Raw genomic sequence first — 22331 nt, forward strand, 5'->3', positions numbered from 1 at the left:
GGTGGCCGGAGCCGGCTCCCGGCGTCCGGGAATGCCTCGAACCGGGCTCCGACGACAGGCGTCACTTGATGTCTTGCATGGAGATTCCCCGTCGGTCACGCACGCTGAGGGCGATGGCGATCAGGGCGAGGACGGCGAGGACCGTGACGTACCAGGGGAACACCTGCGCCAGCCCTACGTCGGTGAGCCACTGGAAGAACAGGGGCGCCGTCCCACCGAAGATCGCGAAACCGAGAGCGTACGGAAGACCGGTGCCGATGGCCCGGATCTCGGTGGGGAACTGTTCCGTCATCGCCGTCAATCCCGCCGCGCCGAAGAAGCTGTAGCCGAGCAGTGCGACCGTCTGGACGAGGAGTTGTGATCCGAATGTGGGCTGGAGGATCAGCAGCAGCGGCACGGCGCCGACCACGCAGAACGCAGTGAAGATGAGAACGAAGAGCCGGCGCCCGAAGACATCCGAGAAATGGCCGATGAACGGCGTGCAGATGAGTGCGACGGTCAATGCGATCACACCGGCGAGAAGGGACGTCTTCGGATCCAGCCCGGACGCCTGCACATAGTTCGGAAGGTAGGAGGCGAAAGTATAGAACCACACACCGGCGAGACCGGCCAGAAGGAACAAGCCGATCACCTGACGAGGATGGGTGCGAAGCAGCGTGAGCGAAGGGTTCTTGACCTTGCGGTGGTCTTCCTCGGCCTCCTGGAACGCGTCGGTCTCCTCCATGTTGCGGCGCATCCACAGCGTGGCGAGTCCGATGAGGCCACCGAAGAGGAAGGGGATCCGCCAACCCCAGTCCATGAGCGCCTCAGGAACCATCACTGTATTCAGCAGGGCCGAGGTCCCCGTGGCAACCAGCGATCCGACGAGTAGCGTCGCGTACTGGAAGCTGCCGAAGAATCCGCGTCGGGAGGGGGGAGCCTGCTCGTTGAGATAGGACGCGACGGCTCCATGCTCACCGCCCAGCGACAATCCCTGCATCGCTCGGGCGACGAACAGAAGGATCGGGGCGCCGATACCGATCACCTCGTAGGTCGGTGAAACACCGATGAGGAAGCTGCCACCGGTCATCAGGAGAATCGAGACGATCAGCGCGAACTTGCGTCCGCGTCGGTCGGCAATCGTGGTGAGGACGAGTCCGCCGAGTGGCCGGAAGAAGAAGCCGACGGCGAAGATCGCAAGCGTGCCGAGGAGAGCGGCTGCCGGATTGTCTGTGGGAAAGAAGTGCGCGGCGAGGATGGCGCTGAAGGCCGCGTACACCAGCCAGTCGTAGTTCTCCAGCGAATTGCCAACGCAAGCCGCGATCATTCCTTGGCGGCGTGCGCGGCTGTGTGCGGTACGCGGGGACACTGTTGTCCCCTGAACTGCATCGGTCATTGATGCGTCCTTTCCATTGATGGGTAGAGCGTCTCTTGTGTCGAGTTTCTGTCGGGTACTCAGATGGGTTCTTGCAAGGGATTCAGGCGGCTTGCGGGGCGAGGGCGTGGGCATACTCGCGGGCCCGAGGCATCACTTCTTGAGCGATCTGTTGGATCAGGTCTCGCTGCTGCTGGCCTTCGGACACGACGGGCATGACGATGAGCTCGGCGACGCCGTTTGCGAGCAGTTCACCGAACTGGCGCGCCACGCCGTCGACAGTTCCGGCTGCAGCCAGTCGATCAATGAAGTGCTCGGGAATCAGTGGCGCGATGGCCGCCAGGGAATCGGGATCGTGGGTGTAGGCGAGCTGACTGATCGCCTCGTCCAGCGAGTCGGGGATCGTCAGTCCCGCCAGCTTGGGGCTGCTGTACAGCGGGTAGTGGGTTCGCAGGTGCCGCACGACACCGGGGAGGACGGCCTGGCGAGCAATCGCCGGGTCGCTGTGCAGTGCCACATCCAGACGTGCATGAAGGCGCAGCTGCGAGGGGTCGCGCTGAGTGCGGGCGGCGCCGGTGGCCAGCAGATCCTGTACAGAGCGGACCATCTCAGTAGAGGCGAGGGCCTGCACGATCAGGCCGTCGGCAACCTCGCCGGCAAGCTGGATGATGCGCGTTCCGTTGCTGGCGATGCAGATGGGCGTGTCGGCCCGGGCGGGGACATTGATGACTCCGCCGTGGAACTGCACAATCTCACCGGCGTACTCGATGTGATCACCTGACCACAGCTGTCGCACGAGCTCAATGGTCTCGCGGATGGCAGTGAGGGGCTTGTTGCGGCTGATGCCCATCTCCGCGAAACCCGAGATGCCGGCGCCGAGGCCGAGCACAGCCCTGCCTTCGCTGACTTCGTCGACGGTGGCGAACGCTGTCGCGGTCAGCGCGGGATGCCGCACGTAGGGGTCGGTCACACAGACACCAAGCCGCAGCGTGCTGCTTGAGAGCGCCGCGACTGTCAGGCCGGCCCAGCAGTCTCGGAAGAACCGCTCGTCGGCAAGCCACAGCCCGTCATATCCGGACCGGTCGGCCAGTCCGACCAACTCCCGGAGTTCTCGGGGCGTGTCCCGACCTACCAGCAACAAGCTCAGGTCATTCCCGATCATCCTTGGCTCCGTTCGTAGAGGCTTGCAGAGTTGTGTGCGGCTCGAGGACGTGATCGAGGAACTCGCCGGCGTGGTGTTCGGTCGGGGGCTGCCCCTGGCGGAACACCTTCGCCCCGGCATGTGACCCTCGAAGCTGAATGGACGTTCCATCGACGAGCAGCATCGTCTGCTCGCGCAACCCGATCACAGCGTGGGAGTCGATCTCGTGGAACTCGGCGATGCGCTGCGACCTGGTCTCGCCGTCGTGAGGGACATCCGGATCACGGTCGGCGTAGTGAGGATTGATATTGAACGACACAATGTCGAGCGCGTCGAACGTCGGCGGATAGATGATCGGCATGTCGTTGGTCGTCTTGATTGTCGGGCCGGCCATGTTCGACCCTGCGCTTGTCCCCATGTAGCGGCCTCCGGCTCTCGCGAAACTCCGGAGGGCGCCGAGCAGGCCGGACCGCGCGAGTCTGTCGAGCAGGCGGAAGGTGTTGCCGCCGCCGATGAAGATGGCCTCCGCATCGCGAACGGCACCCAGCGGGTCCTCCGCCCGGTGGATCGAGGACACCTGCACCCCAAGATCGCGAAGTCCGTTCCGCGCCGCGTCGGCGTAGGCGTCCACGTTCTGCATCGCGTACGGCACGAACAGCACCGATCGCGCGTCCGCGAGGAATGAAGCCATCTCGTCCAGGCAGTGCTCGAGGTATGGCCGCCCTGGCTGGGTCGAGTTGCTTATCAACAGAAGGTGGCGTTTCACGTACCCATTGCCTCCGGGTCGAGATTCGATGGTTGCTGAGTGGTCGAACGTTCACCTAGTATGCATGCAGGGTGAGCACTTGTCCAGATCCAATGAGAGAGAGCCAACAGATGTCACTTCAAGCAGTTCTCGACGTGATGGATGTCCTGGACGCGCCCGTCGACGGAGTCGAGGTCGCAGACTGGCTACTGCAGCGGGGGGTGCTCGCTGCCGTCGAAACCGTCGCGGACGAGCGCGGATCGACAGACTTCCTGCAGATCAGGATCCCCGGCGGGCAGGGCCTATCCACCGGCGGGTCAGCGCCGACTGTCGGCATCATCGGTCGCCTCGGGGGGATCGGCGCAAGGCCGAAGCAGCGAGGGATGGTCTCTGACGCGGACGGCGCGATCGCCGCGCTCGCGGTCGCGGTACGACTCGCGTCCACTTCTTCACGCGGGGACCGCCTTGACGGTGATGTGGTGATCACCACCCACATCTGCGCGAATGCCCCGACCGTCGATCGCAAGCCAGTACCCCTGATGGACTCACCGGTGAGCATGGAGACGATGAATCGGCTGGAAGTACGGCCGGAGATGGACGTGGTCTTCTCCGTGGACGCCACGAAGGGCAACCGAACGCTGAATCACAGGGGGATCGCCTTCACGCCCACTGTGATGCAGGGCTACGTGCTGCCTGCGGCAGAGGACCTGATGAGCATCTACTCCAACGTGACCGGCCGTGCGCCGGTGATCCTTCCGCTCAGCACGTACGACATCACCGCCTACGGCAACGGCTTACCCCACATCAACAGCATCGTGCAGCCGGCGACGGCCACCGATAAGCCGGTGGTGGGAGTCGCGCTGACGGCCGAGAGCGCCGTGCCGGGGAGTGCGACCGGCGCCAACCAGCCCATGGACATCGCTCTGGCGACCTCCTTCTGCATTGAGGCGGCGAGAGCAATCGGCGCGGGCCGAGCGCGGGTCTTCGACCCCGACCATTTCGCCGTCGCCCAGCAGTTGTATGGACCGCTGAATCAACTGCAGAACGTGGCGGAACTCTCCGCCCGATAGGAGGACTCAAAGTGAGCAGCACCCAGGTGATTTTCCTCAGCACGCTCCGCGAGGGCGCGGATGCCGAAGAATACGAGCGCTGGATTCGCGAAGTGGACTATCCGACAGCACGGTCGTTGCCATCGGTGGTGTCCTACAACGTGCTTCGAATCTCGGGCGCAATACGTGGCAGCGCCCCGTGCCACTACGTGGAGCTCATTGAGGTTTCAGACTTCGAGCGCTATCGCATGGAGCTTCAGACGATGCCCGGCCGGACCGAGTTCCTGGAGGAGCTGAACAGCTTCCTAGGAGATGTCAACTCGTTCTACGGAACGCTCGTCGAATAGCGCTTCGGGCCACAGGAGGCCGGAATACCCCGGAGGTAGCATCTCACGATGACCAAGATCTCAAAATCATCGGCCGTTCGCCGGACCGCCGACACCGCCAAGGCAGTCGGAACCGGGCGAGTGGACCGCACCGCGCAAGGGGCGGGCATCGAGGCGACGGACTTCGCTGACGCTTCCGTCGACAGACGGATTCTGGACGAACTCGACTACAAGATCGTCACTCTTCTCACCGGCGATGCGCGGCTGTCGGCCCGGGCGATCTCTCGGGAACTGGGCGTGGCGCCAGGGACGATTCTCGAGCGCATCGATCGGCTCGAGACCAGCGGCGTCATCACCGGCTATCACGCTGAAGTGAGCATGGAAGCCCTGGGGTACCCCGTTCATGTTCTTGTCGGTGTCAATGTGAGCGGCGGCGGGCAATCCCTCGAGAACGTCATTCAAAGCCTCATCGAACTGAAGAATGTCCAGACAGTGCGATTAATCACCGGCGAGTGGACCCTCCTCGTGGCGCTCGTTCTCCGTGACGCCAATGAGCTCACGAGCATTCTCGTCGACACCATCTCAGTCATCCCCGGTGTCACCGCAACCCAGACAATGTTGTGCCTTCGCGATATCCGCCGGCCCGGCAGTTGGTCCACCGGATAGTCCATGATCGCAACCTCGATCACACTTCGGGTTTGCGCCAAGTAGGAAAGAAATCAGTATGACCATCAAGATCGGCTACAAAGCTTCGGCGGAGCAGTTCGGGCCCCGTGACCTTGTCGAGTACGCGGTGCGCGCGGAGGAAGTGGGTTTGGACAGCGCGTGGGTCTCGGACCATTTCCTTCCGTGGCGCGACAAAGGAGGACACGCGCCGGCGGCGTTTACCTGGATGGCAGCGGTAGGCGAGCGCACTGACCGCATCGCGATCGGGACGAGTGTCACCACGCCCACCTTCCGCTACAACCCCGCGGTGATGGCCCAGACCTTCGCCACCATGGCTCTTCTGTACAACGATCGGATCATCCTCGGCGTCGGCACCGGAGAAGCGCTCAACGAGGTCGCCGTCTCCGGCATGGTGTGGCCAGAGTTTAAGGAGCGATTCGGTCGGCTGCGCGAGTCGATCCAGCTCATGCGTGCCCTTTGGACTCAAGACTCCGTGGACTTCGAGGGCGAGTACTACACGCTGGTCAACGCGAAGATCTACGACCGTCCGAGCACCCCTGTCCCCGTCTACATCGCTGCGGGCGGGCCGTTCGTCGCCCGTTATGCAGGCCAGCACGGCGAAGGGTTCATCTGCACTTCGGGGAAGGGGATGGACCTGTACACAGAGAAGCTGATGCCCGCGGTGAGAGAGGGCGCAGAGAAGCGCGGTCGATCAATGGATGACGTCTCGCGAACGATCGAGGTCAAGCTCTCGTACGATCGCGACCCGGCCGCTGCCCTCGACAACACCCGGTTCTGGGCTCCGCTGTCCCTGACCGCTGAGCAGAAGCACACCGTTTCCTCGGCCGACGAAATGGAGCGTCTGGCGGACGAGCTCCCGATCGAACAGATCGCCAAGCGATGGATCGTCGCCAGCGATCCAGACGACGCTGTCGCGCAGATTCATCCCTATGTCGCTGCCGGCTTCAATCACCTCGTCTTTCATGGCCCCGGACACGACCAATACCGCTTCCTGGCGCAGTTCTCGGAGGACATCCTGCCGAGGCTTCGTGCGCTGTGAACCGCCGGACTCGATGAGCGCGTAGCTCGACAGTTCGATGTTCGAGGCGCAGACCCGTTCGGGTAGTGGTCGATCGGCGCAACGGCGTCGTGGTCGTTCGCGACGTTGCGAGCGTCGGGCAGGGCGAGTATGGAGGACGTTCTCATGAACTGGATTCTGGAGGGCCGCGGTTCGTCGGCACCGGCGCACGGAGATGCAACCGTCCTCGGCGAGGCCGCGCCCGTCATCCGGTGCACGGCGGGGACCGAGGCCGTGCTCGACCCGCCCCCCACGCCCGCGCTGGAGACGGTGGCTGCCGCGCTCAATACTGCGGCCGCCGGCGCGCGCCTCGACATCCCGCAAGTGGAGGCGCTCTTGCACGCCCGGGGGGACCATTTCGAGCGAATGCTGTGGCTCGCCGGCCTCGCCCGCGACGCAGGACTGCACGCGGCGGGACGGTCCGGGATCCTCACATACTCCCGCAAGGTGTTCGTGCCACTCACCACCCTGTGTCGCGACCGCTGCCACTACTGCATCTTCGTTGACACCCCAGGGCAGTTGGTAAAGAAGCGGCAGCCCGCGTACATGTCGCCCGAGCAGGTACTCGCGGTCGTGCGACAGGGTGCCGCGATGGGATGCAAGGAAGCGCTGCTGACGCTTGGTGATCGTCCGGAGCATCGCTGGCCGGAGGCGCGCGCTTGGCTCGACGAGCACGGGTACGCGTCCACCGTCGAGTACGTCGGGCACATCGCCCGCCTCATCACAGCAGAGACGGGGATGCTCGCCCACCTCAACCCGGGCGTGCTGACCGCGAACGAGCTGCGGATGCTCCGTCCCACCGCCGCGTCGATGGGCATGATGCTCGAGACGACGTCGGAGCGTCTGTTCACCCAACCGGGGCAGGTGCACTACGGGTCGCCGGACAAGAACCCGGCGCTGCGGCTCGCGGTGATCGAGGATGCGGGCCGCGAGCGCGTGCCGTTCACCACCGGCATCCTCGTCGGCATCGGCGAGACCGTGCGCGACCGCGCCGAGTCGCTCGTCGCCCTGCGCGACAGCGCCGAACGGCACGGGCACGTGCAGGAGATCATCGTCCAGAACTTCCGCGCGAAGCAGCGCACGGCCATGCACGGCGTTCCGGACGCCGAACTTGTCGAGTACGTCGCCGCCGTCGCGGTGGCGCGTCTCGTCTTCGGGCCGGGGATGCGCATCCAGGTGCCGCCGAACCTCTCCGATCCGCAAGCGTTCGAGCTCCTGGTGCGCGCCGGCGCGGACGACTGGGGCGGTGTCTCGCCGCTCACCGCCGATCATGTGAACCCTGAGCGACCGTGGCCGCACCTCGACGACCTGTCCGCTCGCACTGCCGAGCTCGGCTTCATCCTCCGCGAGCGCCTGACGGTGCACCCGGAGTTCGTCAACAAGCCTTCGTTCTGGATCGACCCGGCGCTGCACGCCCCAGTGGCAGCCCTTGCGGCCGCCGACGGGCTCGCGGCGGATGTGGCGCCGACCCCGCACGTTTCCGCCGGGTCCCGGTTTCCACTGGTCTGGGATGGGCGGAGAGCTGTGGGGTCAGCGGTCCGACACCTCGCGCAAATGGCAGCCGCAGACCCCCTCACACTGGACGACGCGGAATGGGAGAAGCTGCTCAGCGCCACGGGTGCTGACCTCGACGTGCTCGCATCGACTGCGGACGACGTACGGCGCTACACCGTGGGCGAGGCCGTGAGCCTCGTCGTGAACCGCAACCTCACATCCACCGGGCTCGGCGTGTCGTACGCGCTCGACGACGTCACCGCGATCGCGACCGACGCGTGGGACCTCGGCGTCACCGAGATCTGCGTGCAGGGCCGGCTGGATGAATCGGTGGATCCGGTCGGCTACCTCGACGTAGCCCGCGCGATCAAGGCCGCGACGGGACGCGTGCACCTGCATGCGTACAGGCCGCAGGACATCGCCGACCTCGCCGACCGTGGCGGGCTGGGCGTCGCCGGCGCGCTCACGGCCCTGCGCGCAGCGGGCGTCGACACGGTCCCGGGCACGGGCGTGAAGGTACTGAGCGAGCGCGTGCGGGGGATCATCGCGCCCGACGATCTCGAGATCGACCGCTGGATCGAGAACATCACCGCCGCGCACCGCGCCGGCTTCCGCTCCACCAGTGTGTTGTTCTACGGACATGTGGAGTCCGCGGCGGAGCGCGTCGCGCACCTGCGAGCACTCCGCACCCTGCAGTCGTCGACCGGCGGGTTCACCGAGTTCGTGCCGATCCCCCTTCCAGGGCCCGCGGGCGGAGTGCCGATCGTTGCCGGCCGGATGCCGATCGACGAGCACCGTGCGATGGTCGCCGTCTCGCGGCTACTGCTGTCGGGATCGATACCCCACGTGCAGATACCCTGGACGCGCGTCGGGCGCGAGGCGGCGGCTGTCCTATTGCAGTCGGGCGGCGACGACCTCGGCGGCGCGCTGCTCGACGGACGTGTGAAGCCTGACGCCGGCGTCGAGCACGGTCAGGAGTTGCCGGTGGCGGATGCGGCGGCACTCGCAGGGCGGCTGTTCCGCCCATTCCGTCAGCGAACGACCGACTACCGTGAGCCGCCCGCCGACCGCAAGGCAGGGCTGCGATGACGATGGCGCCTACGCGAGTGCAGGTCGCGATCATCGGTGCGGGTTTCGCGGGGCTTGGCGCCGCCATGGCGCTGCGCCGCGCGAGGGTGCAGTCGGTCGCGGTGCTCGAGCGCGGAGCAACCGTAGGGGGCACCTGGCGCGACAACACCTACCCCGGCGTCGCCTGCGACGTGCCCAGTCACCTTTACGGGTTCGCCGCGCACCCGAATCCCGCCTGGTCAGGCGTATTCGCGCGCGGCGACGAGATCCGCGAGTATCTGGAGGGCGTCGCCGTCGCGGAGGGCATCCTGCCCGAGTTGAACACACCGATGCGTTCCGCTGCCTGGGACGCGGACGCGGAAGTTTGGCGTCTCGACCTCGGCGGTGCAGCGCCCCGCATCCTCGTCGCCGACGCGCTCGTGCTCGCGTGCGGGCGTCTCACCGAGCCGTCGATCCCGGACGTGCCGGGGCTCGAAACATTCCCGGGTCCGCTCTTCCACACCGCCCGCTGGGACCATTCCGTCGACCTCACGGGTGCCCGTATCGGGGTTGTCGGCACGGGCGCGTCCGCGGTGCAACTCGTGCCAGAGCTCGCCCGCGTCGCCGACGTCACCCTGTTCCAGCGGAGCCCGGCATGGATCGTCCCCCGCGAGGGCCACCTCTACTCCGAGGCGGAGCGCGCCGGGTTCGCGGCGGATCCCACCGTACTCTCCGAACTCCGAGGCGACCTGTATGCGGAGGGCGAGCGGCGCTTCCCGTCGCGTTCGGGCGATGCCGCGGCGTCCGCCGCCGCCCGGTCCGTTGCCCTTGAGCATCTCGCTGCACAGGTCAGCGACCTGGAGCTGCGGGCCGCGCTCACGCCGGACTACGCGTTCGGCTGCAAGCGGGTGCTGCTCTCCGACGCGTTCTATCCGGTCCTCGCCGCCGGGGCGGCGACGCTAGAGGCATCTGCTCTCTCTTCGGTGGACGGCTCAACGCTTGTTGCTGCGAGCGGCCGGCGCCACGAGGCCGACGTGCTCGTGCTCGCGACCGGGTTCGCGTCGACTCAGCAGCCGTACGCCGAACTCGTCCGCGGCGAGACAGTGACGCTCGCGGAGCACTGGTCTGGCGGGATGACGGCGTACGCGTCGACCGTCGTCCCGGGCTTCCCGAACATGTTCGTGCTGAACGGACCGAATGCGTCTCTCGGCCACAACTCGTCGGTGCTCATGATCGAAGAGCAGGCGGCTTACCTCGCCCGCACCCTAGCCCGCCGCCGCGGCGTGCTGCGTGTACGCCCCGACATCGAGGCGGCGTGGACAGCCGAGATCGACCGAGCCGCCGCATCCACCCCGTGGATCGCAGGCGGATGCCGGAACTGGTACGTCGATGCGCGCACCGGCCGGCTGACGCTGCTGTGGCCGGGCACGGTCGACTCGTTCCGGGCGAGGCTGAGCGCCGCCGACGGCTCGGAGTTCTTGCCCATGCTCGCGGAGAGAAGAGCATCATGACCATCCTCCGCCATGCGCGAAGAGGAATAATCGGTGCGGACCTATCTCATGGAGAGCCGCCCGTTTCAGGTTCGGTTCGGCGAGTGACGCTCTGTTCCTGACGGGTGAAAACATGTCGGATCGGGTACCCGCGCCTCCGCGCGGAGCTGAAGTTGATGACGGGCTCCTCCCCAGCTGGGCGATCCTCATTCCGGTGAAGCCGGCCGCGATGAGCAAGACCAGGCTCGGCGGTGCCGCTGTCGACCGGACGAGGCTCGCCCGCGCGATCGCACTCGACACCATCGCGGCCGCCGCCGCCTGCGAGGCCGTCGCCCGCGTCGTGGTGGTGACGGACGACGACGGACTCGTCGTCGACGCGGCCGGTATCCCGCGCCTACACTGCGTCCCCGAGGGCGGAGCGCGAGGGCTTGACGGAGCCGTCCTCCACGGGATGGCGGCGGCGGAGGGCATGCCGCGGGCTGCGCTCCTGGGCGATCTTCCCGCTCTGCGACCCGAAGATCTGACCGCCGCGCTGCGGCATGCCGCATCGTTCGACCGAGCCGTGGTGGCGGATGCCGAGGGCACCGGCTCCACGTTGGTGACCGCCCGCGTAGGGGTGAAGTGGGCGTCGGCATTCGGCGACGGCTCGTTCGCGCGCCACGTCAGGATGGGGTGCGTGGCCATGGTCGTGCCGGCGGGGTCGTCCCTCCGGCGCGACGTGGACACGGCCCAGCAACTCGAGATCGCGCGGGCGCTCGGGCTCGGGCCGCGGACGGCGGGGCTGCTGCCCTGAACACGAGGCCTCGCTAATCAAAGTCAGCCGCGACGGCGTTGCGGTGGTATTCGAAGATGATGCTCGTCCGTGTAGACGCCACACTCTGTCGGGTCGACAGATGGTCGAGAACGAACGCACGCACCGCCGAAGAGTCGCTCACTGCGATATGAACGAGAAAGTCGTCGGTTCCGCCCACGAAGAAGAGCTGAATCACGTCGGGGTGACGTCCGATCTCCGCGGCGAACTCGCGAATGCTGCCCTCCCGCTGACCGCCGCGGAGAGTCACGCCGATGATTGCCTGAAGCCCGCGACCGAGTCGTGCCTGATCGACCGCGGCGTGAAAGCCCGTGATAGTGCCGTCGTCGACGAGTGCCCGCATCCGGGCATGCGTCGTTGACGGTGCAACGCCAAGAGACTCTGCGAGCGCAGCGTTCGTCGCACGGCCTCGACTGGCGAGCTCCGCGATTAGCTGATGATCGAGATGATCTACCTCATCGGGCATCCGAATTTCCTTCGCTCAGCTTGCGCCATGCCGGCGCTGATCCGAAGTATACACCGAGTCTACGGAGAATCACCGAATATTCTTTCTCAGAGAACCAAAACCAATGATCATTCTGCGACACTTTGCTGGAGTCGATGAAGGAGTTGGCATGCGCATCGCAGTCCCCGCCGAAGTGAAGAATAACGAGAATCGTGTCGCCCTGACGCCCGCAGGCGCGGATGCGCTCGTGCAGCAGGGTCACGAGGTGCTCGTCGAGTCGGGCGCCGGCGTCGGCGCCGGTTTCGCGGACGGACACTATGACGCCGTCGGTGCGGAGATCGTCGATGACGCTGAGGAGACTTGGGCACGCGCCGAGCTCCTGGTCAAGGTGAAGGAGCCGGTCGCGTCGGAGTATCACCACCTACGTGATGATCTGACGCTCTTCACGTACCTCCACCTCGCGGCCGACCGTCCGCTGACCGACGCCCTCGTCGCTGCCGGCACGACCGCGGTCGCCTACGAAACGGTTCAGCTACCTGACCGCTCCCTGCCCTTGCTCGCACCCATGAGCGAAGTTGCGGGACGCCTGTCGATCGTTGTGGGAGCCTCCACTCTCCTCAGCGCTGCCGGGGGCCGCGGAGTGATGCTCGGCGGCGTGCCGGCTACGCGCAAGGCGAAGGTCGTCGTCATCGGTGGCGGCGTCGCAGGCGAGCACGCCGCTGCGAACGCCCTCGGCCTGGGTGCCGATGTCACGGTCATCGATATCTCGCTGCCGCGGCTGCGAGCCCTCGAGGTGCGTTTCAACGGCGGGATCCAGACCCGCGTTTCGACGCGCTATGAGATCGCGGACCAGCTTCTGGACGCCGATCTGGTCATCGGCTCGGTGCTCATCCCGGGCGCGGCCGCACCCAAACTCGTGACCGAAGATATGGTGGCCGCGATGAGGCCGGGGTCGGTGCTCGTGGACATCGCGATCGACCAGGGCGGGTGCTTCGAGGGGTCGCGGCCGACCACCCACGACCGCCCGACCTTCCCGGTGCACCAGTCGCTCTACTACTGCGTGGCCAACATGCCGGGCGCGGTACCGCACACTTCCACTCAGGCGCTCAGCAACGCAACGCTGCCCTACATCTCGCAGATCGCAGCGCACGGCTGGGACGAGGCAGCTTCGGCCAACGCCCCGCTTGCGGCCGGCCTCAACGTCCGCGACGGTCAGCTCGTCAACGCAGGTGTGCGAGCCGCATTCGGGCTGTAGCCGCACCCGCACCCGTTTGCACTGCGAAGACCTACGAGGACGCGCACACATGGTTCTGGACGCGGTTATGTCCACCCGCATGGAGACCGACTCGCTCGGCTCGGTCGAGATCCCCGTGGACGCCTACTGGGGCATCCACACCGCCCGGGCGATGGACAACTTCCCGATCGCCAAGCGACCGATTTCGGTGTACCCGGACCTGGTGATCGCCCTAGCGATGGTGAAGCAGGCCTCCGCCCGCGCGAACGCGCAGACGGGTGTGCTCGAGCAGGACAAGGCCGACCTCATCGACCGTGCCGCGCAGCTTGTGATCGACGGGTCGTTCCACGAGCAGTTCACGGTCGGTGTCATCCAGGGCGGCGCCGGTACGTCGACCAACATGAACGCGAACGAGGTGATCACCAACATCGCGCTTGAGCTGGCTGGGCGGCCGAAGGGCGACTACGCGTTCCTGTCTCCAATCGATGACACCAACCGCAGTCAATCCACGAACGATGTCTACCCGACGGCGATAAAAGTCGGCCTGTCGCTCACGCTGCAGAGTCTTCTCCAGGAGTTGAGCCTCCTGCGACAAGCGTTCCTCGACAAGGCGGTCGAGTTCCACGACGTACTCAAGGTTGGGCGCACGCAGCTGCAGGACGCCGTCCCCATGACCCTCGGCCAGGAATTCCACGGGTTCGCCACCACCCTCGGCGAGGACTACGACCGCCTCCGCGAGAACGCCTACCTGCTCTTCGAGATCAACATGGGCGCTACCGCGATCGGCACCGGCATCACGGCACACGTCGGCTACTCGCAGACGGTGCTCCACCACCTGCGGAAGATCACCGGACTCGACCTGCAGACCGCCGACGACCTCGTCGAGTCCACCAGCGACACAGGGTCGTTCATGTCGTTCTCCGCATCGCTGAAGCGCGATGCCATCAAACTGTCCAAGATCTGCAACGATCTGCGTCTGCTCTCCAGCGGGCCTCAGGCCGGCCTCGGGGAGATCAACCTTCCACCACGACAGGCGGGGTCCAGCATCATGCCCGGCAAGGTGAACCCCGTAATCCCCGAGGTCGTCAACCAGGTCGCGTTCTCGGTGGCCGGCGCCGACCTCACCGTCACCATGGCGGCCGAAGGCGGCCAGCTGCAGTTGAACGCGTTCGAGCCGGTGATCGCGCACTCCCTCTTCCAGTCAATCACCTGGATGCGGCAGGCCATATGGACCCTCCGGGTCAACTGCGTCGAGGGCATCACTGTGAACCGTGATCGGCTCGGCACCATGGTCAGTTCGTCGATCGGCTCGATCACCGCCCTTACCCCCTTCATCGGCTATGCCGCCGCCGCCGCGCTCGCGAAGACGGCGCTCCTCACGAACCGAAGCGTCGCTGACCTCGTCGTCGAGGCGCGTTTGATGTCGCGCGAGGAAGTGCTCAAGCAGCTGTCGCCAGCGCGGCTGTCCGGGCTTGAGGCGATCACCGCAGCCATCCCCACCGCCTCGACGTCGGATGACACCGAACGAGGCGAACGACCATGAACCATACGTCTACCCGGATGATTCGGACGGCGAACCCCACCTAAGGAATGGAGCCCCATCGTGCCTCTGGAGTTTTCAAACTCACCCGAAGTCCACCCCCCTCTCGGCACATACAGCCACGTTGTCACAAGCCCCGCAAACGCGAGTCTTGTCTTCGTCTCAGGACAGGTGGCTGTACGGAAGGACGGCACTTGGCCGAAATCTTTCCTCGAGCAGGCGGACCAGGTCTTTGCCAACCTCGTTGCACATTTGGCCGCCGAAGGGCTCACCCCCAGCGACGTCATCAAGGTGAACTCCTACATCGTCGATGACGACGGCGATCCAGGTGCTCTTTCCCGTACCCGTAGCAAGTATTTCGGCGACCACCGTCCAGCGGCAACTGCCGTCATCATCGCGGGCCTTGGCAATCCTGAGTGGAAGCTCGAAGTCGAATTAATCGCGGTTCGAAGCTAGGAGCACATAAAGCCTCGCAAGCGAGGGCATCGGCGACGATGTGATCTGCGCACCGGCACTGCCGACGGTGCGTTGTTGGCCCGCCTGGTCTCAATGTTCGGTCGACCCGAAGCGCGCCGGCACCTCTCCGGAGAACCGACGTATTCACATCACGTTGCTCGCTACTCCCGCATCCACCTGCTGCCGGCCGCTCAGAGAGAAGGAGCACGATGAGCGACACCGCGACTGACAGACTGCGGAATGCAGGAGTGACCATCTGGCTCGACGACCTCTGCTGCGACCGCATCGATTTGGGCGACCTCGGCTCACTGACCAAGGCGCGCAACGTCTCGGGCGTGACGATGAATCTCGAGGCGTTCAAACGCGCGCTCCGCAGCGCGCCGGGGTACGAGATGCGTATCAGCCGACTCGCGAACTCGGCGACGGTAATCGACGCCGCGATTCTCGACTTGATCGCCGCCTATGTGCGTGGGGTGGCTGAGGTCCTCTACTCGGCCTACCGAGCCACAGGCGGCGTCGACGGCCGTGTCTCGATCGACGTTCCACCGGACCTCGCCTACGACACGGGTGGACCAAGGTCGACCGCCCGAACGTGCTCGTGAAGATCCCTGCCACTCGAGCAGGACTGCCTGCCATCACCGCCGTGCTCGCCCAGGGCATCTCAGTCAACGCCACTCTGATATTCAGTCTCGATCGCTACGCCGAAGTTCTCGACGCGTACCTGTCGGGACTTGAACAGGCTCGGACTCAGGGCCTCGATCTCTCCCATATTCACTCTGTCGCATCGTTCCCCATCTCCCGCGTCGACCTCGAGGTCAACAAGCGCTTGACAGCGCTCGACACCGAGCAAGCCGTCTGTCTCAAGTCACTTACAGGCGTCGCGTACGCCCGGCTTGCCTACGAAATGTATGAGCGCGCGTTGACAGACCCGCGCGTGCGACAGCTTTCTACGACAGGTGCAAACATGCAACGACCGCTCTGGGCATCCACGGACACGCACGACCCGAGCCTCGCGGACACGGTCTACGTCACCGCGCTCGCTGCTCCCGGAACTGTGCGCACCATGTCCAAAGCAACGCTGGATGCGACCTTCGACCACGGCATCGTCCCTGCTCACGGGACCTCCGGCGGCTACCCCGACGCCCGCCAAGTGTTCCACCGGATCGCCGCGGCGGGGATCGATCTTGCGGATGCCAGCCAGTTGCTGGAGGACGAAGCGGTGAGCGAGCTCATCAGCTCATGGAAGGACCTTCGCGGCATCATCGAGTCGGACGTTGATGTCTCACGTCTCCAGTGATCGAGCGGTCATGCCCCGGCATCCGGGCATTGCTGGGTCCTGACCAGGTCGGCTCGACGTTAGCCCTCGGAGTCAGACGTATCACCCTTCCCCCGCTTCGCGACCCCGCGAAACAGCCGGGAGCCAACGTCGCCCCGCACGTCTCCATCGCCGACTGACTGTCCGCAGCCAGCTTGTGAGTCGTACGCTCCCTCGTCGCAGGGCACGGTCAGCGTGATGGGCGCCAACGACGAATTAGGAGCACACACGCCGGCGAACGCTGCGACTGCGGCCTCGGCCAAGACTGTGGTCGCGTCCCGCCAGACTCTGGTTTGTCGGGGAGCTGCCGCCGCGGGTGGCAACGAGATCCGAGCCAGTTCCATCCTGCCCCGCGTGAGTTCGGTGTGCACGAGGGCGATATCCGCACGGGCGTCGATATCCACGGTGGGGTTGCGTACACGAAGCGTCCATTGCGCGGAAGGCGCGTGTAGGCATACTTCACCGGCGAAGCTCAGTCGGTAACCTGTCGCCGCGCGCAAGGGCTGGTGCGCAACGTAAGGGAAGTGGAATCGGTTCGCGTTGGTCAGCGTCGCACCCTCGCGGATCAGGATCCGCCCGCCGGGAGTGGAGGTGACCCAGCTGAGCACACCACCCTGGATCGCCCAGTCCATGCCCCAGTCCTTCGGGCGGGGTGCGCACTCGACCATCGATGCGAACACCGGCGGGCTATCCCTGCGTGGCGACTGCGCGGGGCCCAACCGCGGCTCTGGATCCCTGCTCCGAACCGAAGCCAAGACGGCCGAGGAATTCGTCGACGATCAGTGTCGCGTTCACCTCGAAGACGGTCCGAAAGGTCGATCAGAAGCAGTCACCGACGTCGGTAACACGGGCCCGCAGATTGGGCCGCGGTCGCCGCTCCTTAGTCCTCCGTGGCAGGGGGCAACCGGAAACGCGAAACCCGCGTTGCCGCGGATTGTGATGAACGGCTCGGTCATGCTCGAACTCTTTGTAGGCATCATGTGTGGTGGTCAGGATCCTCTACGGACGCCGATCGGGGGCACGCGGCGGGACGCCGCTGCGGAGGTGGATGAAAAGGCGAAAGGCTACGACGCTCCCTGGAGGCCGAATATGACCCGCCGAACAATCTGCCCCCAGCGGGTGTCGATGACCCATCCCGCGATATATCGATCCGTGTGGCCGGCTTCGGCGCGGTGAAGCGACCGCACGGTACTTGGGCGGTCGTCTCGCTGCGCAGTCGGCTTCTCCACGGAGCCCAGACGAATGTCTGGCCGCCGTAACTCAACCGCCACCGTCCGGTGACGTGCCGTCGCCGCAGCTTCGATTCGGGAGAGGGGCGCTGGGGTGACCCCGCAGCCAAGCTGCCGGTGAGCGCCCGCCGCCTCCCTCGCGAGGGGTCATCAGTCCAACCGCGCCGTCCTCGCGGCTACAAGTACTGTTGCAGGTGCGCGAGGTCCGCCGCACCCAGCCGGTCCGCCGCGATGTTCCGCTGGTGCCAGTGGGGGTAGCGCAACGGTTCCCGGCTTACTCGGTCCAATCGGCTGCGTTCGTCGTCAGTGAGTGTGATTTCGGCTGCAGCGAGGTTGTCGGCGAGCTGCTCGTCAGTGCGAGCCCCAACTATCACCGAAGTCACCGCCGGTTGACCCAAGAGCCACGCGAGGGCGATCTGCGCCGCCGAAACCGAACGTCCGTCCGCGATTTGACAGAGCGCCTCGACGATGTCGAAGGTTCGGTTCTCGTCGTTGACCGGCGGCTCGTTCCAGCCTTCGAAACGGCGAGTGCCCTCAGGCATGGGCTGGTTTCGACGATACTTCCCGGACAGGAGACCTCCCGCAAGCGGACTCCATACAAGTATGCCCAGGCCCTGGTCCACGCTGACCGGAACCAATTCCGCTTCGGCATCGCGGGCGTGCAGCGAGTAGTGAATCTGCTGGCTGACGAACGGCGCGTAGCGATCGCGGGTCGAGATTCCCATGGCCTTCATCAGCTGCCAGCCGGTGTAGTTGGACGCCCCGATATACCTGACCTTTCCTGACTGGACCAGGTGGTCAAACGCGGCGAGCGTCTCTTCTAATGGAGTCTGCCCATCCCACTCGTGCGCCTGATACAGATCGATATGGTCGGTCTGCAGGCGCCTGAGGCTTGCTTCAGCTGCCCGGATGATGTGGTGACGTGATAGCCCGGCCTCGTTGGGACCGGTACCCATCGCCATGCGAACCTTCGTGGCGATCAGCATGTCGTGGCGAGATCCGGCGAGAGCCTCGCCCACGATCTCCTCCGATCTCCCATCGGAGTAGACGTCCGCGGTGTCGATGAGGTTGACGCCGGCACTCGCGGCTTGGGCGATCTGCCTGCTGGCTCCGTCGACATCGGTGGCGCCGACAAGCTTCGCCCACCCCCTGCCTCCGAAGGTCATGGTGCCGAGCGTCAGCGCTGAGACGCGAAGCCCGCTGCTGCCGAGCTGTCGATATTCCAATGAAGTCTCCTACCTTGTGGGGGCGCACACCCGTGGTGCGCAATCCAGTGTTTATGCGGTGCAATGCGACACTCCGCTCCTCAGGCTGCCTCCAGTCCCGTGATCAGCGCGATCAGGCGTTCGGTGTTCGCCTCCTCACGCTCAAGGATCGTGACGAGGCGACCGCGGCGCAGGACCGCGATCCTGTCCGCGATCTCAAGCACGTGCGGCAACTGATGCGAGACGAGGATCACGGCAATGCCACTCTCGCGGACTCTCGTGATGAGGTGCAGAACCTCTTGCTGCTGCTCTACTCCCAACGCGGCGGTGGGCTCGTCCAGCAGTAGAGCTCGCTGACACCAAGTGATGGCTCGTGCGATCGCGATCGCCTGCCTCTGTCCACCGGAGAGACTTCGAGTTTCGGCGTCGAGATCAGGGATGGTGATGTGGATGTCGCTGAGAGCCTTGCGTGCGTCGTTCACCATCCTTGCCTCATCGAGCCAGCCCAGCCAGCGTCCGGGTCCCCGCCTGGAAACGACCTCGCGGCCTAGGAACAGATTGGCCGCGACATCCAAATCCAGCGCGAGTGCGAGGTCCTGGTAGACGGTCGCGATTCCAGCGGCAGTGGCATCGGCGGGGCGTCGAAAGTGGGCAATAGCCTCGTCGACGAGTAGATGGCCGGATGTGGGCGTGGAGTTGCCGGACAGGATGCTCAGCAAGGTGCTCTTCCCCGCACCGTTGTCACCGACGAGGGCCAGCACTTCGCCGGGATAAAGGCTGAAACTGACGCCGTCTAGCGCGGTGAGGCCACCGTAACTCTTTACGAGATTCTCCGCGGTGAGAATCGGCGTTCGCGTTGGGCGGCGGTTTTCGACTGTGTGTGCCACGATGGTCTCCAATTGTCTCGACGGGCGTTCGCCGGCGCTCGTGCGTGGGTTGGTTGGCGTCCCACCAAGCGCAGCCGTGTGAGTCTCCGCCCACCATTTGTGGACGGATTAGCTGATCGCCGGACCGTAGAGAACCGCCTGGACCGCAGGGTCGTCGAGGTCGTCGGCGCCGACACCGACGGTGGGCAGAGTGACAAGCTTCTCGATGCTTGAGGTGTCACCGCTCAGATAGTCGACGGCGTACTGCATGGCGAGCTCGCCAGTCTTCGCGGCCTGCTGAACGATCAGGTACTGCAGCAGCCCATCCTCCAGGTACTCCACCTCCAGCGGGGTGCCGTCGTACGCGATAACGGGGATGTCGCCGCTCCTGTTCTGCGCCCGAAGTGCCGCCGCGGCGCCTTCTGCATTGACCTCGGTTACCCCGTAGATGCCCTTGAGATCTGGGTAGGCCAGCAGCAGTGAACGAGTCACCGCTTCCGATCCCGACGGGCTGCTTCCGGCTTCCTGAACTGGGGCGATCGTCACGTCCGGCGCCGCGTCCGCCAGCGCGTCGATGAAACCCTCGACTCGCTCGTCGAGTACGGTGACACCCGAGACCACGTTGATGATGGCCACGGTTCCGGATCCGTCGATTTGTTCCGCCATCTCGGCGCCGGCGAGTTCACCGCCCTGCCTGCTGTCACCGTATATCGAGCTCACGATTCCCTCCGAGTTCTCCAGGACCTGATCGACCGTGATCACGGGAATATCGGCGTTGATGAAGCGCTCGATGGGTGCCCGCATGGACACGGGATCCGAAGGGGCCACGATCAGGAGATCGGGAGCCTGCGCGAGGACTGCGTTCAGGACCGCCGTCTGCTCGACGGGATCGAAGTTCGGGGATCCTTGGTGGATGATCGTGATGTTGTTGTCGGCTGCGATCTTCTCCATGCCCCGCTTGACCGTGTCGAAGTATGAGTTCTGCGTGACGCCCGGTACGTACGCCACCGTGAACGCCTCACCCTCCGGTGACGCGTCGGGAGCCGCGTCACTTGGGGTGCAGGCCGCAAGTGCCACGGAGGCCGCGACGACGGCCACAACAGCGGTCAGGAAACGGCCTCGAACGTCGAAGCTGATCATGGGAGAGTCCTTTCGTTGATAAGGGAAAAGCCGCGTGCTTTGAAATAGAAGGGTGGGAACTGCAGGATCACTCGCTACGCGCCACTCGGGCGCGCTGCCTATCAACCAGGACCGCGCCGATGAGGATGATGCCGACGACGATTATTTGCCACGCCGAATTTGCCCGCGCGATGATCAGGCCCGTTTCGAGTACCGCGACGATTAGCGCGCCTACGACTGTTCCTGCGACAGATCCTCGCCCGCCGTAGAGACTCGTGCCTCCGATAACGATCGCGGCGACTGCAGCGAGCTCGATCCCTTGACCTGCGGTGATTGTCGCGACCCCCAGCTGCGACATTGCGCTGAAGCCGGCAAGCCCCGCCATGAGACCGGACAGGATGTAGGTGAGCAACAAGTATCGTTTGACCTTGATGCCAGTTCTCGTGGCTGCCTGACTGTTGCTTCCGATCGCCTTGATTCGCCTACCGAATCGCGTCTTCGCAAGGAACAGCCAACCCGTGAACGCAGCCACGATTGTCACCGCAACGGGGACAGCGATCCAGCCATCGAGCAAGAACGAGTTTCCGATCACGACGAGTTCGGGCGGCAGGTTAGAGACCTCTTGCCCGCCGTTCGCAAGCTGGGTCAGTCCGCGCGCCACCCCGAGCATGCCCAGTGTCACGATGAACGGACTTACATTAAAGCCCGTAATGATCAGCCCGTTGACCGCGCCGGCCCCAGCGCCGACCGCTAGTGCGACCATCAGACCAATGATCATGGTCTCGATCGCACCCCTCTGGCTATCCACCAGACTCGACATCACCATGGCGCTGACAATTCCGGATAACGCAAGCACGGACCCGACCGAGAGATCGATCCCGCCGGCGACGATGACGAACGTTCCGCCGATCGCGATGAGCAACACTTCTGTGGAGTTCAGCGAAATCGCCTGCCAGCCTGCCTTGCTGAAGAAGTTGTTTGTGGTGAGCGCGAAACCGATGACAATCATCAGCAGAATGCCGAATGTCCACAGACTCGCAGCACGCCCGAGAAATCGCCTGACAGTTGCAGGGCGCGAGGGCGCACCTCCCTCCCAATGAGTAGATTTGGGGTGCGTCGATTCCGACTGCGCCATTGCGGTCCTTTCCTGCAGCGCCGACGACGCGATCTGAGAGTCGTGTCGCCAAACCTGTCCATTGGCGGTCCTCGGCGGTGCTGTTAGAGACGCGCCTAGGTGGCCGTTATCGGCATCTCGTCAACCTCGACGGATGCCTTCCTCGAAAATCATGCGGTGCCTCGAAATGCGTAAGCAAACGTAAGGATCCTCGGGCTTGCGGTTCTGCCGTTTGATCGACCGCCGCCTGTTGAGTCAATGCCCGACGGCGGCCACACCACAAAGGCGTTTCAGCCGGGCGCCAGGTGTACGCCGCTCTTCGCCTGGGCGGACGCCCTGCTGAGCGACCGCCGGATGGGCCGGAGCGATCACCCGTCGACACCCGTCTGCCGTAGCTGGAGGCGATGCCCAGCTGACGCCAGAAACCGACATTGATCGCGGCTCGACACCGCCGACGCGGCGCTCGTCACCGTAATCGGTCCTCACTCCCGGTGTCTTCGCGCTGCGACCCGCCACCGGCAATGGCACTCGCTGGCACGACGGATCTGGTGTTGCGGCGCCGTGACTCCGCAAGCACGCATCTAGCCCACCCGACCCTGATCCGAGG

At 65.1% G+C, this 22331-nt stretch carries 19 protein-coding genes and 1 pseudogene; 11 read left to right on the forward strand and 9 right to left on the reverse strand.

The features are described from left to right. Positions 1-61: 61 nt before the first annotated feature. The 3 genes from JNB61_RS11670 to pepE are packed head-to-tail and all read right to left on the reverse strand — an operon-like array spanning position 62 to position 3261. The gene (locus tag JNB61_RS11670; protein ID WP_220289239.1) at positions 62-1489 is read right to left on the reverse strand and encodes an MFS transporter; all 1428 of its coding nucleotides are present in this window, start codon (positions 1487-1489) and stop codon (positions 62-64) included. Continuing rightward, positions 1458-2516 carry an LLM class flavin-dependent oxidoreductase gene (locus JNB61_RS11675; protein WP_220289240.1) on the reverse strand — a complete coding sequence of 353 codons (1059 nt, stop codon included), beginning with the start codon at positions 2514-2516 and terminating at the stop codon, positions 1458-1460. The genes JNB61_RS11670 and JNB61_RS11675 overlap by 32 nt, the downstream gene beginning before the upstream one ends. After that, entirely contained in the window at positions 2503-3261 is a 759-nt protein-coding gene (gene pepE / locus JNB61_RS11680) for a dipeptidase PepE (RefSeq protein WP_220289241.1), read from the reverse strand. The genes JNB61_RS11675 and pepE overlap by 14 nt, the downstream gene beginning before the upstream one ends. Positions 3262-3398: 137 nt before the next feature. On the opposite strand from pepE, the gene JNB61_RS11685 reads away from it, so the two are divergent. The 7 genes from JNB61_RS11685 to cofC all read left to right on the forward strand — a co-directional run bounded on the left by JNB61_RS11685 (position 3399) and on the right by cofC (position 11183). Then, a complete protein-coding gene (locus JNB61_RS11685) occupies positions 3399-4310 on the forward strand; it encodes a DUF1177 family protein (protein WP_223214805.1) in 912 nt (303 codons plus the stop codon). Positions 4311-4321: 11 nt separating this feature from the next. Beyond that, positions 4322-4636 (forward strand): hypothetical protein, encoded by a 315-nt coding sequence (locus JNB61_RS11690; protein ID WP_220289243.1) that lies wholly within the window; start codon positions 4322-4324, stop codon positions 4634-4636. Positions 4637-4684: 48 nt separating this feature from the next. Beyond that, positions 4685-5281, forward strand: coding sequence for an Lrp/AsnC family transcriptional regulator (locus JNB61_RS11695; RefSeq protein WP_220289244.1), 597 nt, complete (start codon positions 4685-4687; stop codon positions 5279-5281). A gap of 58 nt (positions 5282-5339) precedes the next feature. Continuing rightward, positions 5340-6341 carry a glucose-6-phosphate dehydrogenase (coenzyme-F420) gene (fgd, locus tag JNB61_RS11700; RefSeq protein ID WP_220289245.1) on the forward strand — a complete coding sequence of 334 codons (1002 nt, stop codon included), beginning with the start codon at positions 5340-5342 and terminating at the stop codon, positions 6339-6341. A gap of 144 nt (positions 6342-6485) precedes the next feature. Beyond that, positions 6486-8942, forward strand: coding sequence for a 7,8-didemethyl-8-hydroxy-5-deazariboflavin synthase CofG (gene cofG / locus JNB61_RS11705; protein WP_220289246.1), 2457 nt, complete (start codon positions 6486-6488; stop codon positions 8940-8942). Continuing rightward, positions 8939-10411, forward strand: coding sequence for a flavin-containing monooxygenase (locus JNB61_RS11710; protein WP_223214779.1), 1473 nt, complete (start codon positions 8939-8941; stop codon positions 10409-10411). The genes cofG and JNB61_RS11710 overlap by 4 nt, the downstream gene beginning before the upstream one ends. A gap of 112 nt (positions 10412-10523) precedes the next feature. Beyond that, complete coding sequence (gene cofC / locus JNB61_RS11715; RefSeq protein WP_220289247.1) at positions 10524-11183, forward strand: 2-phospho-L-lactate guanylyltransferase; 660 nt, start codon at positions 10524-10526, stop codon at positions 11181-11183. Between the two features lie 13 nt (positions 11184-11196). Here the strand turns inward: cofC and JNB61_RS11720 are convergent, their stop codons facing one another. Continuing rightward, a complete protein-coding gene (locus tag JNB61_RS11720; protein ID WP_220289248.1) occupies positions 11197-11667 on the reverse strand; it encodes an Lrp/AsnC family transcriptional regulator in 471 nt (156 codons plus the stop codon). A gap of 148 nt (positions 11668-11815) precedes the next feature. Between JNB61_RS11720 and ald the strand changes: the two genes are divergently transcribed. From ald to tal, 4 genes and pseudogenes are all read left to right on the forward strand, one after another. After that, positions 11816-12901 (forward strand): alanine dehydrogenase, encoded by a 1086-nt coding sequence (gene ald / locus JNB61_RS11725; RefSeq protein WP_220289249.1) that lies wholly within the window; start codon positions 11816-11818, stop codon positions 12899-12901. Positions 12902-12950: 49 nt separating this feature from the next. After that, positions 12951-14423: an aspartate ammonia-lyase gene (locus JNB61_RS11730; RefSeq protein WP_220289250.1), complete on the forward strand. Its 1473-nt coding sequence runs from the start codon at positions 12951-12953 to the stop codon at positions 14421-14423. 60 nt (positions 14424-14483) lie between these two features. After that, positions 14484-14876, forward strand: a complete 393-nt coding sequence (locus JNB61_RS11735) for a RidA family protein (protein ID WP_220289251.1) — start codon at positions 14484-14486, stop codon at positions 14874-14876. A 209-nt stretch (positions 14877-15085) separates the two neighbouring features. Further along, positions 15086-16173, forward strand: a pseudogene (tal, locus tag JNB61_RS11740) (transaldolase). 59 nt (positions 16174-16232) lie between these two features. On the opposite strand, the gene JNB61_RS11745 reads toward tal, so the two are convergent. The 5 genes from JNB61_RS11745 to JNB61_RS11765 all read right to left on the reverse strand — a co-directional run bounded on the left by JNB61_RS11745 (position 16233) and on the right by JNB61_RS11765 (position 21745). Next, positions 16233-16823, reverse strand: a complete 591-nt coding sequence (locus tag JNB61_RS11745; RefSeq protein ID WP_220289252.1) for an HtaA domain-containing protein — start codon at positions 16821-16823, stop codon at positions 16233-16235. 773 nt (positions 16824-17596) lie between these two features. Then, positions 17597-18646, reverse strand: a complete 1050-nt coding sequence (locus tag JNB61_RS11750) for an aldo/keto reductase (protein ID WP_220289253.1) — start codon at positions 18644-18646, stop codon at positions 17597-17599. A gap of 80 nt (positions 18647-18726) precedes the next feature. Continuing rightward, positions 18727-19512, reverse strand: a complete 786-nt coding sequence (locus JNB61_RS11755) for an ATP-binding cassette domain-containing protein (RefSeq protein WP_308289171.1) — start codon at positions 19510-19512, stop codon at positions 18727-18729. Between the two features lie 108 nt (positions 19513-19620). Further along, on the reverse strand, positions 19621-20631 hold the full coding sequence (locus JNB61_RS11760; RefSeq protein WP_220289255.1) for a substrate-binding domain-containing protein: 1011 nt from the start codon (positions 20629-20631) through the stop codon (positions 19621-19623). A 67-nt stretch (positions 20632-20698) separates the two neighbouring features. Continuing rightward, on the reverse strand, positions 20699-21745 hold the full coding sequence (locus JNB61_RS11765) for an ABC transporter permease (protein WP_220289256.1): 1047 nt from the start codon (positions 21743-21745) through the stop codon (positions 20699-20701). Positions 21746-22331 lie beyond the last annotated feature (586 nt).

It is taken from the genome of Microbacterium ureisolvens (genome assembly GCF_019511645.1).
Lineage (GTDB): Bacteria > Actinomycetota > Actinomycetes > Actinomycetales > Microbacteriaceae > Microbacterium > Microbacterium ureisolvens_A.